This window comes from Frigoribacterium sp. CFBP 8759, assembly GCF_014841655.1.
Taxonomy (GTDB): Bacteria; Actinomycetota; Actinomycetes; order Actinomycetales; family Microbacteriaceae; genus Frigoribacterium.
In genome coordinates this window covers 1-16,152 of sequence record NZ_JACYUH010000004.1, presented here as the reverse complement: position 1 = coordinate 16,152, position 16,152 = coordinate 1, and the positions used below count along the sequence as shown (strand labels likewise).

Sequence of the window (16,152 nt, the reverse complement as noted above, 5' to 3'; positions counted from 1 at the left end):
CCCCGAAAGGCTCCACATGAAGTTCACCGACGGTTTCTGGCAGGTCCGCCCGGGGGTCGAGTCCCTCTTCGCCCAGGAGGCCCACGACGTCGAGCCCCGGGCGGACGGACGCTCGATCGAGGTCACCGCACCCACCAAGGTGATCGGCTCGCGGGGCGACACCCTCAACCGCCCGACGCTGACGATCGCGCTGAGTTCGCCGATGGAGGGCGTGATCGCCGTCGACGTCACGCACTTCGCCGGTGGTCGTGACGAGATCGGGTTCGACCTGGTGGGCTCCGAGGGCGGCCCCGCCGGGGTCGGGGTCGTCGAGACGAGCGAAGGAGGCGCGACCCTGACCTCGGGAAGCCTCACGGCCACGGTCGGTCGCGGAGCGCCGTTCGAGCTGACGTTCCGCGACGGCGACACCGTGCTCACCCGGTCGGGCCACAAGTCGGTCGGCTACCACCGGGTCGCCGCGGACGCCCAGGTCGACGGGGCGATGCTCGGCAACGCCCGGGCCGGCACCGGACGCGTCCTCGCGCCGAGCTACGTCTCGCAGCAACTCTCGCTGGGCGTCGGCGAGCTCGTCTACGGCCTCGGCGAGCGGTTCGGCCCGCTGGTCAAGAACGGCCAGACGGTCGACGTGTGGAACGCCGACGGGGGCACGTCGAGCGAGCAGGCCTACAAGAACGTCCCGTTCTACGTCACGAACCGCGGGTACGGCGTCCTGGTCGACCACCCGGGTCACGTCTCGTACGAGATCGGCTCCGAGTCGGTCGAGCGGGTGCAGTTCTCGGTGGCGGGCGAGACCCTGCGCTACCTGGTGATCGCCGGCCCGACGCCCGCCGACGTGCTCGACCGGTACACGCGCCTGACCGGTCGGCCGGCCCACGTGCCGGCCTGGTCGTACGGTCTCTGGTTGTCGACGTCGTTCACGACCGACTACGACGAGGCGACGGTCACGGGCTTCGTCGACGAGATGGCCCGCCGCGACATGCCGATCAGCGTGTTCCACTTCGACTGCTTCTGGATGCGCGAGTTCCAGTGGTGCGACTTCGAGTGGGACCCCCGCGTGTTCCCCGACCCCGAGGGCATGCTCGCCCGGCTGCACGAGCGCGACCTGCGCGTCTGCGTCTGGATCAACCCGTACATCGGTCAGCGCTCGGCACTGTTCCGCGAGGCGGCCGAGGCCGGTTACCTCGTGCGGAACCCCGACGGCAGCGTCTGGCAGTGGGACCTCTGGCAGGCCGGCATGGGCCTGGTCGACTTCACGAACCCCGAGGCGACGGCCTGGTTCCAGGGGCACCTGCGTCGGCTGCAGGCCCAGGGGGTCGACGCGTTCAAGACCGACTTCGGCGAGCGCATCCCCACCGACGTCGTCTGGCACGACGGCTCCGACCCCGAGCGCATGCACAACTGGTACACGCAGCTCTACAACCAGGCGGTCTTCGAGGTGCTCGAGGAGGTGCGCGGCGAGGGCGACGCCGTCGTCTTCGCCCGCTCGGCGACGACGGGCGGTCAGGCGCTTCCCGTGCACTGGGGTGGCGACTCGACGTCCACCTTCGAGTCGATGGCCGAGACCCTCCGCGGCGGACTGTCCCTGGCCATGAGCGGCTTCTCGTTCTGGAGCCACGACATCGGCGGCTTCGAGGGGACTCCCGACGCCGAGGTCTACAAGCGGTGGACGGTCTTCGGCCTGCTGTCGAGCCACAGCCGGTTCCACGGCAGCTCGTCGTACCGGGTGCCGTGGGCCTTCGACGACGAGGCCGTCGAGGTCACCCGCCGCTTCACGAAGCTGAAGCTGTCCCTCATGCCCTACCTCTACGCCGCCGGGCTCGCGTCGTCGCGCTCGGGACTGCCGGTCATGCGTCCGATGGCCCTGGCCTTCCCCGGCGACCGCGGCGCCGCCCACGTCGACACGCAGTACCTGCTCGGAGACGACCTGCTGGTCGCACCGGTCTTCTCGGCCGACGGCACCGTCGAGGTCTACCTGCCGGCGGGGCGCTGGACGAACTGGTTCACCGGCGAGGTCGTCGACGCGGGGTCCGGGACGTGGCGCACCGAGCGACACGACGTCATGAGCCTGCCGCTCTACGTGCGCGAGGGGGCGGTGATCCCGATCGGAGCGCGGGACGACCGGCCCGACCACGACTACCTCGACGGTCTCGTGTTGAAGGTGTTCCCCGGGGGTGACGGCGCCCGCTCGATCACGGTGACCACGCCCACCGGCGAGTCCGCCGACTTCGTCGTCACGCGGTCAGGAGGCGCGGTGTCGGTCGACACCGCCGCCACCGGCTGGCGGGTCGACGAGGTCTGACGCCGGGGCCGGGGCCGGGGCCGGCGGGCGACTCAGGCACCGGGCGGCGTGGCGTCCTCGACGCGCCGCCCGGCGAGGTCGAGGTAGCCTCGACCGACGAAGGGGCGCGGGCGTGACGACTCAGCAGGGCGACGGTGAGGGCGCAGCGGCTCCCGACCTCGGTGCGCGGTTCGACCGGGTCCGGCGGGACAACCTCGCGACGGTGCTCGGCATCGTCCACACCGACGGGGCCGCGTCGCGGTCGGCCCTCACCCAGGCGACCGGGCTCAACCGGTCGACGATCGCGGCGCTCGTGGGTGAACTCGTCGACCGGGGACTCGTCGTCGAGACCGACCCGGTCGGCACCAACCGGGTCGGGCGGCCCAGCCCGGTCGTGGCGCCGGACCCCCGTGTCGTCGCGATCGCGGTCAACCCCGAGATCGACGCCGTCACGGTCGGCGTGGTCGGGCTCGACGGCGTCGTGCAGCATCGAGTCCGTCGCGAGACCGACGGGGTGCCCAGCGCGCCCCGGGCCGCGGCGCTCGCCGCTGAGGTGATCGCCGGGCTGCGCTCCGGCGCGCTGTCTCCCGACGTGCGGGTGCTCGGGGTGGGTCTCGCGGTCCCCGGGCTGGTCGGGTCCGACGGGGGAGTCGTGCGGCTCGCCCCGCACCTCGGGTGGATCGACGAGCCGTTCGCGGCCGTCGTGGCGTCCGCGACCGGCCTGCCGACCCGCGCGGCCAACGACGCGTCGCTCGGTGCGATCGCCGAGGGCCGCTTCGGGGCCGGGCGGGGCGTCGACGACCTCGTGTTCCTGAACGGCGGTGCGAGTGGTGTCGGCGGGGGAGTCCTCATCGGTGGCGGTCCGGTGACCGGCGTGGGGGGTTTTGCCGGCGAGATCGGGCACACCCTCGTCAACTCCGTCGGCGAGCTCTGCCACTGCGGCGCCGTGGGGTGCCTCGAGACCGAGGTCGGTCAGGCCCGGTTGCTCACCGTCACCGGACTCGACCGTGGTCAGGCCGACCAGCTGGACGCGGCGCTCGCCGGCGCCGAGCCCGGGTCGCCCGTGGCCGTCGAGGTGCGGCGTCAGATCGACTTCCTGGCCGTGGCCCTGCGAGGCGTCGTGAACTCGTTCAACCCCGAGCTGATCGTGCTCGGCGGCTTCCTCGGATCGCTGCACGCGGCCGACCCCGGCCGCCTGGCCGAGCGGGTCCGCGGTCAGTCCCTGCCCGGCGCCCGCGACGACGTGCGGATCACCCGAGCCGCGCTCGGCGTGGACCGGCTGACGATCGGAGCGGCCGAACTGGCCTTCGCCGCCGTCTTGGCCGACCCTGCGTCCGTGACCCGCGCCTCCTGACGTCGTCCTCGTGGCGTTCGACCCGCCACGAAGTGAACAACCCGCCACGCAATCGGGTGGCGGGTTGCTTACCTCGTGGCGGGCAAGCGGGCAAGCGGGCGGGCAGGCGGGCACGCGGCGCTGCCCGCCCCCGCGTCAGGCGTGCGTGTGCGGCTCGGAGTTCGCCCACACCGACGCCGCGGCGACGCCGGCCAGTTCGACGCTGCCGACCGCCCGGTCGTGCGCGTCGGTCAGCACGACCTGCAGCGAGCCGGCGTAGTCGCGACGCTCGCCGACGCGCACGTGCGCGCCGACCCGCAGGTCGAGCGAGCTGAGGTAGCGCAGCAGCTCGGGTTCGTCGTCCGAGACGCGCACGACGAAGCCGCACTCGCCCTCGACGAAATCGCCCAGCGGATGGGCGGCAGGCCGCACGACCGTGCCGTCGGCCGCGGGGATCGGGTCGCCGTGCGGGTCGGCCGTCGGGTGTCCGAGCTCGACGTCGAACCGGTCGAGCAGCCGATCGCTGACGGCGTGCTCGAGCACCTCGGCCTCGTCGTGCACCTCGTCCCAGCCGTAACCCAGGCGTTCGACCAGGTACGTCTCGATCAGCCGGTGGCGCCGGACCATCGACACGGCGATCGCACGGCCCGCGTCGCTCAGGGCGATGCGCCGGTAGGGCTCGTAGTCGAGGTAGCCGTCGCGGTCGAGTTTGCGGAGGTTGCCCGAGACGGTCGACGCGCTCACGCCGAGCGTCGCGGCGATCTCGTTGGTCGAGATGCCGGCGCCGATTCCTGCCTCGGCCCACTCCTCGGCCTTCCAGATGACCTTGAGGTAGTCCTCGGCCATGGTGGTGCGCGTGCTGGCCGGGTCGCTGGGCATGGTCCGATCCTAGGCGGCGCCACCCGCGCCTCCTGCTGTCGTCCGCGCCCGGCGCACCGGGGTCACGGGCGGGGCAACGACCCCAGCCCCTGCGCGGCCCGGTAGCGCTCGCCGACGGCGGGTCGCAGGTCGGCCTCGAAGGAGGCGCTGGTCGCCGGGGTCCAGGTCGGTCGCGTCCCCGAGAGGGCCCAGCCCGCCTGTCGTGCCGCGCCGTCGGCGACGTACTCGCCCGGCTCGGGCACGACGACGGGCAGGTCGAACACCTGGCGGGCGACGGCCTGGACGGCCGGGTTCAGCGCGGCCCCGCCGATGAGGAGGACGCGGGTGGCCTGGACGCCCTGTCGGCGGACGGCGGCGGCACCGTCGGACAGTGCCGACAGCATGCCCTCGACGGCGGCGCGGGCCAGGTTCTCGCGGGTGGAGCTCGCCAGGGTCAGGCCCGAGAGCGTCGCCGTGGCGTCGGGCAGGTCGGGGGTGCGTTCGCCCTCGAAGTAGGGCACGAGCGTGACCCCGCCGGCGCCGGGCTCGGCCGCGAGGGCCAGACGGGCCAGTTCGTCGTGGTCGACGCCGAGCAGTCCGCCGACCGACGACAGCACCCGGGCCGCGTTCAGCGTGGCGACCAGGGGGAGGTAGCCACCCGCGGCGTCCGCGAAGCCGGCGACCGTGCCGCCGGGGTCGGTCACGGGCCGGTCGGTGACGGCGAAGGCCGTCCCGCTCGTGCCGATGCTGATGACGAGGTCGCCGACCGTGGCGTCGAGGCCGAGGGCCGCCCCGGCGTTGTCGCCCGCGCCGGCGCCGACCACGATGCCGGCCGGGATCGGGCCGTCCGCGACCGTCGTCCCGGCCGCCTGGTCGGCCTGCAGCACCCGCGGCAGCACGACGCGCCCGGCGTCGTCCGCGGGGGAGCCGGTGGCCTCGCGTGCCCCGCGACCGAAGGCGTGCTCGAAGAGCTCGAGGTCGTACGCCTCGTCGGTGGGGCTCCAGTACGAGGTGCCGCTGGCGTCCGAGCGGTCGGTGACGAGGGCGTCGAGGTCCGGCCCGAGCGGGCTCTCGTCGGCGGGACCGAAACCGAGGAGGCGCCAGGTGAGCCAGTCGTGCGGCAGGGCCACCGCGGCGACCCGCGCGGCGTTCTCGGGCTCGGCGTCGCGCAGCCAGCGCAGCTTGGTCGCGGTGAACGACGCGACGGGGACGGAGCCCGTGCGTCGGGCCCACTGCTCGGCCCCGAGCTCGTCGATCAGGTCGCGGGCGGCCGGGGCGCTGCGGGTGTCGTTCCAGAGCAGGGCGTCGCGGACGACGCGTCCCTCGGCGTCGAGGGCGACGAGGCCGTGCTGCTGACCGGCGACCGAGAGCGCGGCGACGTCGTCGAGGCCGCCGGCGTCCGCGATCGCCGCGAGCAGCGCCTCCCACCAGGCCGCCGGGGGCACCTCGGTGCCCTGGGGATGCCCGGCCGACCCCTGCCGGACGAGTTCGCCCGTCGAGAGATCACGGACGACGACTTTGCAACTCTGGGTCGATGAGTCGACCCCGGCGACGAGACTCATGGGCACAGTTTGTCGTACGTGACCACAAATGGCCACCGGCGGTGTTCCGCGGGTCGCGCGCCGCGCCTCCTCGACGGGTCCCGGGCCGTCCGGGCGGCCCGGACGAGCCTGTCGGTAGACTCAAGTGCACCTCACCCGGTGCGTTCCCCCGACGTGAGGAGAAACCCATGCCAGCAGTGGTGATCATCGGAGCCCAGTGGGGCGACGAGGGCAAGGGCAAGGCCACCGACCTGTTGTCGAGCCGCATCGACTACGTCGTCAAGTTCAACGGCGGCAACAACGCCGGCCACACCGTGGTGATCGGCGACCAGAAGTACGCGTTGCACCTGCTGCCCTCGGGCATCCTCTCGCCCGGCGTGACGCCCGTCATCGGCAACGGCGTCGTCGTCGACATCGAGGTGCTCTTCGACGAGCTCGACGCGCTGATCGCGCGTGGCATCGACGTCTCCCGGTTGCGGGTCAGCGCCAACGCGCACGTCATCACGCACTACCACCGCACCCTCGACAAGGTGACGGAGCGCTTCCTCGGCAAGCGCCAGATCGGCACCACCGGTCGAGGCATCGGCCCGACCTACGCCGACAAGATCAACCGCGTCGGCATCCGCGTGCAGGACATCTTCGACGAGGGCATCCTGCGGCAGAAGGTCGAGGCGGCCCTCGATCAGAAGAACCACCTGCTCGTCAAGATCTACAACCGTCGCGCGATCGAGGTCGACGAGGTCGTCGAGTCGCTGCTGTCGTACGCCGAGCGACTCAAGCCGATGGTCGCCGACACGGCGCTCGAGATCCACCAGGCGCTCGAGGCCGACAAGACCGTCCTCTTCGAGGCGGGCCAGGCGACCATGCTCGACGTCGACCACGGCACCTACCCGTTCGTCACCTCGTCGTCCGCCACCGCAGGAGGCGCCTCGACCGGCTCGGGCATCGGGCCGGGCCGCATCGAGCGCGTCATCGGCATCGTCAAGGCGTACACGACCCGCGTCGGCGCCGGGCCGTTCCCGACCGAGCTCTTCGACGCCTCGGGCGAGTTCCTCCGGGCCAACGGCTTCGAGTTCGGCACGACCACCGGTCGTCCTCGCCGCTGCGGCTGGTACGACGCCCCGATCGCGCGCTACACGGCGCGGATCAACGGCGTGACGGACTTCGTGCTGACCAAGCTCGACGTGCTCACCGGCCTCGAGACGATCCCGGTCTGCGTGGCCTACGACGTCGACGGCGTCCGGCACGACGAGGTCCCCGTCTCGCAGAGCGACTTCCACCACGCGACGCCGATCTACGAAGAGTTCCCGGGGTGGAGCGAGGACATCACGGGGGCGCGCGACTTCGACGACCTGCCGAAGGCCGCGCAGGACTACGTGCTCGCCGTCGAGGCGATGAGCGGCGCCCGCATCTCGGCGATCGGCGTGGGCCCGGGCCGTGACGCCATCGTGCAGCGGCACGACCTGCTCGGCTGAGCCGCGCTACCACACTCACCCGCCACCGAGCCAACTCCCAGAATCTAGGTATGGTCTTCTCCTCATGACACTCGACATCGCCTACACCGCCATCGCCCACGCCACCGGTGGGGGTCGTGACGGCCACGTCCGCAGCGAAGACGACCGACTCGACTTCGACACGCGGCCCCCCAAAGAACTCGGTGGCTCCGGCGAGGGCACCAACCCCGAGCAGCTGTTCGCGGCGGGCTTCGCCGCCTGCTTCCTCAGCGCCATGCACGGCGCCGGCAAGAAGCTCGGCGTCGACACGAAGGACGCCGAGGTCTCGGCGAGCGTCGGCATCGGCGGCAACGGCGAGGGCGGATTCGGCCTCGCGGTCGAGCTCGACATCTACACGCCGAACGTCGAGCCCGAGCGTCGTCAAGAGCTGGCCGACGCGGCCCACCACGTGTGCCCGTACTCGAACGCCACGCGTGGCAACGTCGAGGTCACGCTGACGCTGGTCGACTGATCCCGGCCCGGCCCGGCCCGGCCCGGCCCGGCCCGGCCCGGCCCGGCCGGCCCGACCCGGCCGCGAAGGAGGCGCGTCCTGCGAGAGCGGGACGCGCCTCCTTCGTCCGTGGCGGTCCGTCGGCGGCCCCGTCGTCGGGCGCGCCGATAGGGTCGGTGCATGGCACTCGACAGTCCTCTCGGGGCGGACAGCCCCCTCAGCTCGGCCGACCAGGGCGCGATCGACGAACTCGCGGGCATCCGCCAGAGCATCGACAACATCGACGCCGCCCTCGTCCACATGCTCGCCGAACGGTTCAAGTACACGCAGTCCGTCGGCCTGCTCAAGGCGGCGGCGGGCATGCCGGCGAGCGATCCCGAACGCGAGCGCGTGCAGATCCAGCGCCTGCGTCGCCTGGCCGAAGAGGCCCGGCTCGACCCGGCCTTCGCCGAGTCCTTCCTGAACTTCATCGTCGCCGAGGTGATCCACCACCACGAGCGCATCGCCGCCGGCGACGACCCCACCGCCGGCCGCGCATGAGCGACCTCGGCCCGTCCGGCCCCCAGCGTCTCTACGTCGGTTCGTACACCGCGGTCAGCGGTGGCCACGGCCTCGGCATCACCGTCCTCGAGCGGTCGAGGGCCGACGGTCGCTGGCAGGCCGGGCAGGTCGTCGAGGCCGACGACCCGTCGTTCCTCGTCGTCACCGAGGGGGCCCTGCACGCGGTCGCCGAGACGAACGAGGGCCGCGTGCTGTCGTACACGATCGCCGCGGGCCGCCTGGTCGAGGCCGGCGTCGCGGCGTCCGGCGGTGCCTCGCCCTGTCACATCGCCCACGACCCGGCCTCGAACGCCCTGCTCGTCGCGAACTACGTCGGCGGCACCTTCGGCGTGCTCAGCTCCGAGGCCACCGACCCGGCACGCGTGACGGCGACCGTCGCGCTCCCGTCGGGTTCCGGCCCGGTCGCCGACCGCCAGGGCGGGCCGCACGCCCACCAGATCGTCGCGACCCCGTGGGGCACCCACCTGGTCAGCGACCTCGGCACCGACCGGCTGATCGAGGTCGCCGTCGACGTCGTCACGCTCGAACCGTCGATCGTCGGCGTGCACCCGATGCCCGCGGGCTCGGGCCCGCGGCACCTCGCCTTCCTCGGCGACGACCTGCTCGTCGTGGGCGAGCTCGACGCCCGGCTGTACGTCGTCCGGAGGCAGGGTGACGAGCTCGTCATCCCGTACTCGGTGGCGGTCGTCGAGGGCGAGCGGGACGAGCGGGGAGACCTCCCGTCGCACCTGGCCGTCCACGGCTCGCGGGTCTACGTCGCCACGCGCGGCCGCGACACGATCAGCGTGCTCGAGACCTCGGTCGACGCCGAGGGCGGGTCCGACGGCGGTGAGCCCTCGAGGCTCCGCCTGGTCGGTCAGGTGCCGTGCGGCGGCGAGTGGCCGCGGCATTTCACCATCGCCGACGGTCTGCTCTACTGCGCCAACCAGGGTTCCGACACCGTCTCGGTGCTGCCCGTCGACGAGGCCACCGGTCTGCCCGGGGCCCCCGTCGACCTGTTCACCCTCGGCAGCCCCGCCTGCATCGTCGCCGTCTGACCGGACCGCAGGAGGCACGGGTCAGCGTCGCGGCACGAGACGTTGCAGCACGGCGATGACGTCGTCGATCGACGTGTCGTGGCGCGGGTCACCGCCCGAGTCCACCGGTGAGAAGGGCCGCGGCGTGAAGTAGAGCCCGTCGGAGACGAGCGACACCACCCGGGCGACCGCGGGGTCGCCGACGGCGTCGAGGACGACCTGGTGCCAGCGGGACTGCATGGCGGTGAGGGCCTCGAGTGCCCGGGGGTGGCGTCCGCTCGACGCGAGGTTCGAGACGGCGGTGATGCAGCGGTCGAGCGGGTCGTCGGCCGGGATGGCCGCGGGTGACGAGGTGCGGACGAAGTAGTCCACGACGCCCTCCGGCGCGCTGGTCATCGCCGCGACGTCGTCGTCGAGCAGCGCGGTGAGGCGGTCGACGAGGGCGTCGACCAGCGCCTCGCGCGTGGGGAAGTGGTAGAGCAGGCCGCCTTTCGAGACCCCGGCCGCGGCGGCCACGGCATCGAAGGTCGCGGCGCGTTCGCCGTCGTCGACGACGAGCGTCTCGAACGTGTCGAGCATCGATTCCCGGGCTGACGGTCGAGGGCTCATTCTGTTACTGTACCGTCTGGACGGTGTAACTGTACCGTCCGGACGGTCGGCACCGTGCCTCCTGCCCTCGTCGGGCCGCCGCCGCCAGGCGGTGCGCGCACCGTCGATCGACCCACCACTCCACCGACCGCGAGAGAACGCCATGACCCGCCCCGCCACCGTCACCGCCACGACCCCGACCGGCGTCCCGCCGCGTGCCGGCCGACGACAGTGGGCCGCGTTGGTCGTGCTCATGCTGCCGGTGCTGCTCGTCTCGGTCGACAACACGGTGCTGAGCTTCGCCCTGCCCGAGATCTCGACCGCACTGCAGCCGAGCGCCGCGGGCCAGCTCTGGATCGTCGACGTCTACTCGCTCGTCCTCGCCGGCCTGCTCGTGGCCATGGGGTCGATGGGCGACCGGTTCGGCCGCCGCAAGCTGCTGCTCACCGGTGCGAGCGGATTCGCCGTCGTCTCGGTGCTCGCCGCGTTCTCCACGAGCGCCGAGCAGCTCATCACGGCACGAGCCGTGCTGGGCTTCTTCGGCGCGATGATCATGCCGGCGACCCTCTCGCTGCTGCGCAGCACCTTCCTCGACCGTGAGCAGCGCCGGCTCGCGATCGCCGTCTGGGCCTCGGGCTTCGCCGCCGGATCGGCCCTGGGCCCCATCGTCGGCGGCGTGCTCCTCGAGCACTTCGCCTGGGGCTCGGTGTTCCTCGTCGCGGTGCCCGTGCTCGTCCCCCTGCTGATCGCCGGCCCGCTGCTGCTCACCGAGAGCCGCGATCCCGCGCCGGGGCCGGCCGACCCGTTCTCGGTGCTGCTGTCGCTCGCGGCCATGGCGCCGGTCGTCGCGGCGATCAAGCTGCTCGCGACCGACGGCTTCGTCTGGCCCGTCGCCGCCCTGGCGGTGGTCGGCGTGGGCTCGGGCTGGCTGTTCGTCCGGCGTCAGCTCGCCCGCCCGCGTCCGCTGCTCGACGTGCGGCTCTTCACGAACCCGGTGTTCGCCGGATCGGTCCTGGTCAACCTGCTCGCCGTCGTTGCGCTCGTGGCCTTCCTGTTCTTCACGACCCAGCACCTGCAACTCGTCGTGGGGCTGCGGCCCTTGCAGGCCGCGCTGACGCTGGTGCCCGGTCTCGCGGTGATGATCCTGGCGGGCCTCGGCGTCGTGCGGGTCGTCCGGTGGCTCCGCCCGCGCACCATCGTCGCGATCGGCCTCGCCTCGGCCGCGCTCGCCTACGCGGCGGTCTTCGCCACCGGCGCCGGGGCCCCCGTGGTCGTGTTCGTCGTGGCCTTCGCCTTCGTCGGCCTGGGCGTCGGCGCGGCCGAGACGATCTCGAACGACCTGATCATCGCGGCCGTGCCCGCGAACCGGGCCGGGGCTGCCTCGGCGGTGTCCGAGACCGCCTACGAGGTCGGTGCCGTCCTCGGAACCGCCGTGCTCGGCAGCATGTTGACCGCCATCTACCGGGGTGCCCTGGTCGTGCCCGCCGGCGTGCCCACCGAGGCGGGCGAGGCGGCCCGCGAGACCCTGGGAGGCGCGGTGGCGGTCTCCGACGAGCTGCCCGAGTCGCTCGCGGGCCCCCTGCTGCGCGCCGCCACCGACGCCTTCGACCACGGTCTCGTCGCCACGGCCGGGGTCGGGGCACTGGTGATGGTCGCCGCGGTGGTGGTCGCCCTCACGACCCTCCGCCGCGCCTCCTCGGCCGACTGAGGCCCCGGGCCGTCCGGGCCACCCCGGCACGGGTGGCCCGAGCCGGCCGCAGCGCCCGCGCGGCCCACCTGCCCACGGGTAAAGTGTGGCGAGCCCCCCGAGACGCCAGGAGAACCATGCCCCGCACCGTCAGACTCGCCGCCATCCCCGGAGACGGCATCGGCCCCGAGGTGGTCGCGGAGGCCCTCAAGGTGCTCGAGGTCGCGGCCGGCGACGACGCGACGTTCGAGGTCACGACCTTCTCGCTGGGTGCGGCCCGCTACCTCGAGACGGGCGACATCCTGACCGACGACGACCTGACGGCCGTCGCGTCGCATGACGCGATCCTGCTCGGAGCGGTGGGCGGCGACCCCCGCGACCCGCGGCTGGCGGGCGGCATCATCGAGCGTGGCCTGTTGCTGAAGCTGCGCTTCGCCCTCGACCACTACGTCAACCTGCGGCCCACCAAGGTCCATCCCGGCGTCCCGTCGCCGCTCTCGGCGCCCGGCGAGGTCGACTTCGTCGTCGTCCGCGAGGGCACCGAGGGTCCCTACGTCGGCAACGGAGGCGCGCTGCGGCAGGGCACGCCGCACGAGATCGCGAACGAGGTCAGCGTCAACACGGCGCACGGCGTCGAGCGCGTCGTGCGTTTCGCCTTCGAGAAGGCCCGCGGTCGCCGTGGGCACCTGACCCTCGTGCACAAGACCAACGTGCTCGTGTTCTCGGGCAACCTCTGGCAGCGCACCGTCGACGCCGTGGCCGCCGAGTACCCCGACGTCGCCGTCGACTACCAGCACGTCGACGCGGCCACCATCCACCTCGTGGTCGACCCCTCCCGGTTCGACGTCATCGTCACCGACAACCTCTTCGGCGACATCCTCACCGACCTCGCCGGCGCCATCAGCGGCGGCATCGGGCTCGCGGCATCGGGCAACCTCAACCCCGACGGCGCTTTCCCGAGCATGTTCGAGCCCGTGCACGGCTCGGCCCCCGACATCGCCGGTCAGCAGAAGGCCGACCCGACGGCGGCGATCCTCTCCGTCGCCCTCCTGCTCGACCACCTCGGCCTGCCCGACGCGGCCGCCCGCGTCACCCGGGCCGTCGACGCCGACATCGCCGACCGCGCCTCGCGTGACGCGTCCGTCCCCGCCCGCCGCACGGACGAGATCGGCACGGCGATCGCCGACCGCGTGCGCACCCTGTCCCCGTCTGCCTCCGCCTGAAGGGCATCATGACCACCACCGACAACGTCTCCGCCCCGACCGACGACTCGGCCGACTTCCCGCTGCAGTTCGAGCTGACGCCGTCCGAGACGGCACGCGACGACGCCGAACGCGAGACGATCCTCAGCGACCCCGGCTTCGGCAAGCACTTCACCGACCACATGGTGACCATCGAGTGGACCCTCGCCGACGGGTGGCACGCGGCGTCCGTCCACCCGTACGGCCCCCTGCAGCTCGACCCCTCGGCGTCGGTGCTGCACTACGCGCAAGAGATCTTCGAGGGCATGAAGGCCTACCGGCACGCCGACGGTTCGGTCTGGTCGTTCCGGCCGGACGCCAACGGTCGCCGCCTGCAGCGCTCGGCCCGCCGACTCGCGCTGCCCGAGCTCAGCACCGACGACTTCGTCGAGTCGGTCCGCCAACTCGTGCGGGCCGATCTCGACTGGGTGCCGTCGGCCCCCGAGACGAGCCTGTACCTCCGCCCGTTCATGATCGCCACCGAGGCGTTCCTGGGGGTCCGGGCCGCCCACGAGGTGTCGTACCACGTCATCGCGAGTCCGGCCGGGGCCTACTTCAGCGGCGGCGTCTCTCCGGTCTCGATCTGGCTGACCACGAACTACGCCCGAGCCGGCAAGGGCGGCACGGGTGCGGCCAAGACCGGCGGCAACTACGCGTCGTCCCTGCTGCCGCAGCAGGAGGCCTACGAGAACGGCTGCCAGCAGGTGCTGTTCCTCGACTCGTCCGAGAGCAACTACATCGAAGAGCTCGGCGGGATGAACGTGGTGCTCGTCAAGAAGGACGGCACCCTCGTCACTCCCGACAGCGACTCGATCCTCGAGGGCATCACCCGCGACTCGATCCTCGAGTTGGCCGAGGCCCGGGGCCACCGCGTCGAGCGTCGTCGCGTGACGATCGACGAGTGGCGTGACGGCGTCGAGTCCGGCGACATCGTCGAGGTCTTCGCGTGCGGCACGGCCGCCGTCGTCGTCCCGATCGCCGAACTCAAGGGCGAGGGCATCCACATCGGGTCGCCCGCCGCGACCGGTGGAGAACTGACCATGTCCCTGCGCGAAGAGCTGACCGACATCCAGTACGGCCGTCGTCCCGATGTCCACGGCTGGATGACTAGGCTCGACGCGTGAAGATCGCCCGTTTCGCCACGCCCGGAGAAGACCCCCGCTACGGCATCGTCGACGAGCGCGAGCTCATCGTCCTCGCCGGTGATCCGATGTACAGCGGGTACGAGACGACGGGCGAGCGGGTGTCCCTGCGTCAGGCCAAGCTGCTCGCGCCGGTGATCCCGCGGTCCAAGGTCGTCGGAGTCGGCCTGAACTACCAGGACCACGCCGACGAGCTCGGCCAGTCCGCGCCCGAGGCGCCCATCCTGTTCCTCAAACCCAACACGACGGTCATCGGTTTCGGCGACTCGATCCAGCTCCCGCCCGACGTCGGCCGGGTCGACTTCGAAGGTGAACTCGCCATCGTGATCGGGTCGATCGCCAAGCGCGTGAAGGCCGAGGACTACCAGGACGTGGTGTTCGGCTACACCGTCGCCAACGACGTCACGGCCCGCGACGTGCAGAACGCCGACGGCCAGTGGACCCGCGCGAAGGGCTACGACACCTTCCTGCCCCTCGGCCCCTACATCGAGAACGAATTCGACTGGACGGACGCCACCATCGAGACCCGGGTGGACGGCGAGGTCATGCAGCGTGAGTCGACGATGCAGATGATCCACAAGATCCCCGAGCTGATCGAGTACGTCACCGACGTCTTCACCCTGCTGCCGGGGGACGTCATCCTGACCGGCACGCCCGCCGGCATCGGTCCGTTCACGTCGGGCCAGACGGTCGAGGTCGCGATCTCGGGCCTCGGCTCGTTGATCAACCCCGCCAAGAACCGGGTCTAGGCCCGCCCGGTGAGCCCCGCCGCCGTCGACGCGCCGCCGCGCGCGAATCCGGTGCCGGGGCTCCTGCTGGCCGGGGTCGCCTACGGGGTGGCGTGGGGCCTGCACCTCGTGTTGCCGGCGGTCCCCGTCCTGACCTGGTGCGTCCTGCTCGGCATCGCGGCCGCCCAGGTCCGGCCCCTCCGCCCGGTCATCGACGGCAGCGGCAAGCCCGGACTGACCTTCGCCTCGAAGCGACTGTTGCGCATCGGCGTCGTCTTGCTCGGGCTCCAGCTCAGCCTCGTCGACGTCGCCGGGCTCGGGTGGGCGACGGTGGTCGTCGTGATCGCGATCCTCGGCCTCACGTTCGCGGTCACCTACCTGCTCGGCCGATGGGCCCGGCTCCCCGGTGACCAACCCCTCCTGCTCGCGGCCGGCTTCTCGATCTGCGGGGCGTCGGCGATCGGCGCGATGAGTGCCGTGACCCGCGATCGCGGCAAGGACGCCGCGACTCCCGTCGCTCTGGTCACGTTGTTCGGCACGCTCGCGATCGCCGTCCTGCCCCTGATCGGAGGGTGGGTCGGTCTGACCGACCTCGAGTTCGGTGCCTGGGTGGGGGCGAGCGTGCACGACGTCGGTCAGGTCGTCGCCACGGCGCAGACCGCCGGAGCGGCCGCTCTCGCGATCGCGGTCATCGTCAAGCTCACGCGGGTCCTGATGCTCGCGCCGATCGTGGCGATCACGTCGACCGTGGTTCGCCGACGGGGTGCCGACGCCGGAGCCCGGCCGCCGATCGTGCCGTTGTTCGTCGTCGGCTTCGCCGTCGCGGTCGTCGTCCGGACGGTGATCCCGGTTCCGGAGGCGCTGCTCGCGATCGCGGGGACGGTCCAGTCGGTCCTGCTCGGGCTCGCACTCGTCGGCCTCGGGTCGGGCATCCGCCTCGAGCGCCTCGTCCGCACCGGTGGCCGCGCCTTCCTGGTGGGCCTGGCCTCGTGGATCGTCATCGCCTCGGTGTCCCTGGGCGCCGTGCTCGTGCTGCCCCTCGGGTAGCGGCGGCGTCCCCGCGGGGACGTGGCGGGCGACACGCCCGGGATGCACGAAGTTTGGCCATACCCGTCTCGGGCTGCGTAAAGTAATCACTTGTCACCCCAAAGGTGCGGGCGGAGCGAAGCTTCCCCGGCCCTCAAGTGGGACCAACTTCCAAGTCCTCGAGTTGCTTCACAGCCTCGGACCAAGTG

14 protein-coding genes are annotated in these 16,152 nt (G+C 72.3%); 11 read left to right on the top strand and 3 right to left on the bottom strand.

The features are described from left to right. Positions 1-16 precede the first annotated feature (16 nt). Both yicI and IFT79_RS13840 read left to right on the top strand, forming a co-directional pair. Positions 17-2,299, top strand: coding sequence for an alpha-xylosidase (gene yicI / locus IFT79_RS13845; RefSeq protein ID WP_192124851.1), 2,283 nt, complete (start codon positions 17-19; stop codon positions 2,297-2,299). A 112-nt stretch (positions 2,300-2,411) separates the two neighbouring features. Continuing rightward, positions 2,412-3,632: an ROK family transcriptional regulator gene (locus tag IFT79_RS13840; RefSeq protein WP_056049594.1), complete on the top strand. Its 1,221-nt coding sequence runs from the start codon at positions 2,412-2,414 to the stop codon at positions 3,630-3,632. 135 nt (positions 3,633-3,767) lie between these two features. On the opposite strand, the gene IFT79_RS13835 is transcribed toward IFT79_RS13840, so the two are convergent. Further along, positions 3,768-4,490, bottom strand: a complete 723-nt coding sequence (locus tag IFT79_RS13835) for a metal-dependent transcriptional regulator (RefSeq protein ID WP_192124849.1) — start codon at positions 4,488-4,490, stop codon at positions 3,768-3,770. 62 nt (positions 4,491-4,552) lie between these two features. Further along, positions 4,553-6,031 (bottom strand): xylulokinase, encoded by a 1,479-nt coding sequence (locus IFT79_RS13830; RefSeq protein WP_056049590.1) that lies wholly within the window; start codon positions 6,029-6,031, stop codon positions 4,553-4,555. A 167-nt stretch (positions 6,032-6,198) separates the two neighbouring features. Between IFT79_RS13830 and IFT79_RS13825 the strand changes: the two genes are divergently transcribed. The 4 genes from IFT79_RS13825 (at position 6,199) to IFT79_RS13810 (ending at position 9,552) form a co-directional block, all read left to right on the top strand. Continuing rightward, complete coding sequence (locus tag IFT79_RS13825; RefSeq protein WP_055978268.1) at positions 6,199-7,485, top strand: adenylosuccinate synthase; 1,287 nt, start codon at positions 6,199-6,201, stop codon at positions 7,483-7,485. 64 nt (positions 7,486-7,549) lie between these two features. Beyond that, a complete protein-coding gene (locus tag IFT79_RS13820; protein WP_055978271.1) occupies positions 7,550-7,975 on the top strand; it encodes an organic hydroperoxide resistance protein in 426 nt (141 codons plus the stop codon). Positions 7,976-8,134: 159 nt separating this feature from the next. Next, positions 8,135-8,494: a chorismate mutase gene (locus IFT79_RS13815; protein ID WP_082452693.1), complete on the top strand. Its 360-nt coding sequence runs from the start codon at positions 8,135-8,137 to the stop codon at positions 8,492-8,494. After that, positions 8,491-9,552 carry a lactonase family protein gene (locus tag IFT79_RS13810; RefSeq protein ID WP_159825778.1) on the top strand — a complete coding sequence of 354 codons (1,062 nt, stop codon included), beginning with the start codon at positions 8,491-8,493 and terminating at the stop codon, positions 9,550-9,552. Before IFT79_RS13815 ends, IFT79_RS13810 begins: the two co-directional genes overlap by 4 nt. Before the next feature lie 21 nt (positions 9,553-9,573). On the opposite strand, the gene IFT79_RS13805 is transcribed toward IFT79_RS13810, so the two are convergent. Continuing rightward, positions 9,574-10,140, bottom strand: coding sequence for a TetR/AcrR family transcriptional regulator (locus tag IFT79_RS13805; protein ID WP_043593162.1), 567 nt, complete (start codon positions 10,138-10,140; stop codon positions 9,574-9,576). 142 nt (positions 10,141-10,282) lie between these two features. Between IFT79_RS13805 and IFT79_RS13800 the strand changes: the two genes are divergently transcribed. The 5 genes from IFT79_RS13800 to IFT79_RS13780 all read left to right on the top strand — a co-directional run bounded on the left by IFT79_RS13800 (position 10,283) and on the right by IFT79_RS13780 (position 15,964). After that, complete coding sequence (locus IFT79_RS13800; RefSeq protein WP_192124847.1) at positions 10,283-11,827, top strand: MFS transporter; 1,545 nt, start codon at positions 10,283-10,285, stop codon at positions 11,825-11,827. A gap of 116 nt (positions 11,828-11,943) precedes the next feature. Further along, entirely contained in the window at positions 11,944-13,029 is a 1,086-nt protein-coding gene (locus tag IFT79_RS13795) for a 3-isopropylmalate dehydrogenase (protein ID WP_192124845.1), read from the top strand. An 8-nt stretch (positions 13,030-13,037) separates the two neighbouring features. Further along, complete coding sequence (locus IFT79_RS13790) at positions 13,038-14,171, top strand: branched-chain amino acid aminotransferase (protein WP_055978278.1); 1,134 nt, start codon at positions 13,038-13,040, stop codon at positions 14,169-14,171. Next, a complete protein-coding gene (locus IFT79_RS13785; protein ID WP_123570867.1) occupies positions 14,168-14,938 on the top strand; it encodes a fumarylacetoacetate hydrolase family protein in 771 nt (256 codons plus the stop codon). Before IFT79_RS13790 ends, IFT79_RS13785 begins: the two co-directional genes overlap by 4 nt. A gap of 9 nt (positions 14,939-14,947) precedes the next feature. Next, complete coding sequence (locus IFT79_RS13780) at positions 14,948-15,964, top strand: putative sulfate exporter family transporter (RefSeq protein ID WP_192124843.1); 1,017 nt, start codon at positions 14,948-14,950, stop codon at positions 15,962-15,964. The last annotated feature ends 188 nt before the right edge of the window (positions 15,965-16,152 follow it).

Bases quoted from the DNA above. Each gene is read 5' to 3' on its own strand.
- yicI (WP_192124851.1), top strand. From the start codon at position 17: ATGAAGTTCACCGACGGTTTCTGGCAGGTCCGCCCGGGGGTCGAGTCC.
- IFT79_RS13835 (WP_192124849.1), bottom strand. From the start codon at position 4,490: ATGCCCAGCGACCCGGCCAGCACGCGCACCACCATGGCCGAGGACTAC.
- IFT79_RS13830 (WP_056049590.1), bottom strand. From the start codon at position 6,031: ATGAGTCTCGTCGCCGGGGTCGACTCATCGACCCAGAGTTGCAAAGTC.
- IFT79_RS13825 (WP_055978268.1), top strand. From the start codon at position 6,199: ATGCCAGCAGTGGTGATCATCGGAGCCCAGTGGGGCGACGAGGGCAAG.
- IFT79_RS13820 (WP_055978271.1), top strand. From the start codon at position 7,550: ATGACACTCGACATCGCCTACACCGCCATCGCCCACGCCACCGGTGGG.
- IFT79_RS13815 (WP_082452693.1), top strand. From the start codon at position 8,135: ATGGCACTCGACAGTCCTCTCGGGGCGGACAGCCCCCTCAGCTCGGCC.
- IFT79_RS13810 (WP_159825778.1), top strand. From the start codon at position 8,491: ATGAGCGACCTCGGCCCGTCCGGCCCCCAGCGTCTCTACGTCGGTTCG.
- IFT79_RS13805 (WP_043593162.1), bottom strand. From the start codon at position 10,140: ATGAGCCCTCGACCGTCAGCCCGGGAATCGATGCTCGACACGTTCGAG.
- IFT79_RS13800 (WP_192124847.1), top strand. From the start codon at position 10,283: ATGACCCGCCCCGCCACCGTCACCGCCACGACCCCGACCGGCGTCCCG.
- IFT79_RS13795 (WP_192124845.1), top strand. From the start codon at position 11,944: ATGCCCCGCACCGTCAGACTCGCCGCCATCCCCGGAGACGGCATCGGC.
- IFT79_RS13790 (WP_055978278.1), top strand. From the start codon at position 13,038: ATGACCACCACCGACAACGTCTCCGCCCCGACCGACGACTCGGCCGAC.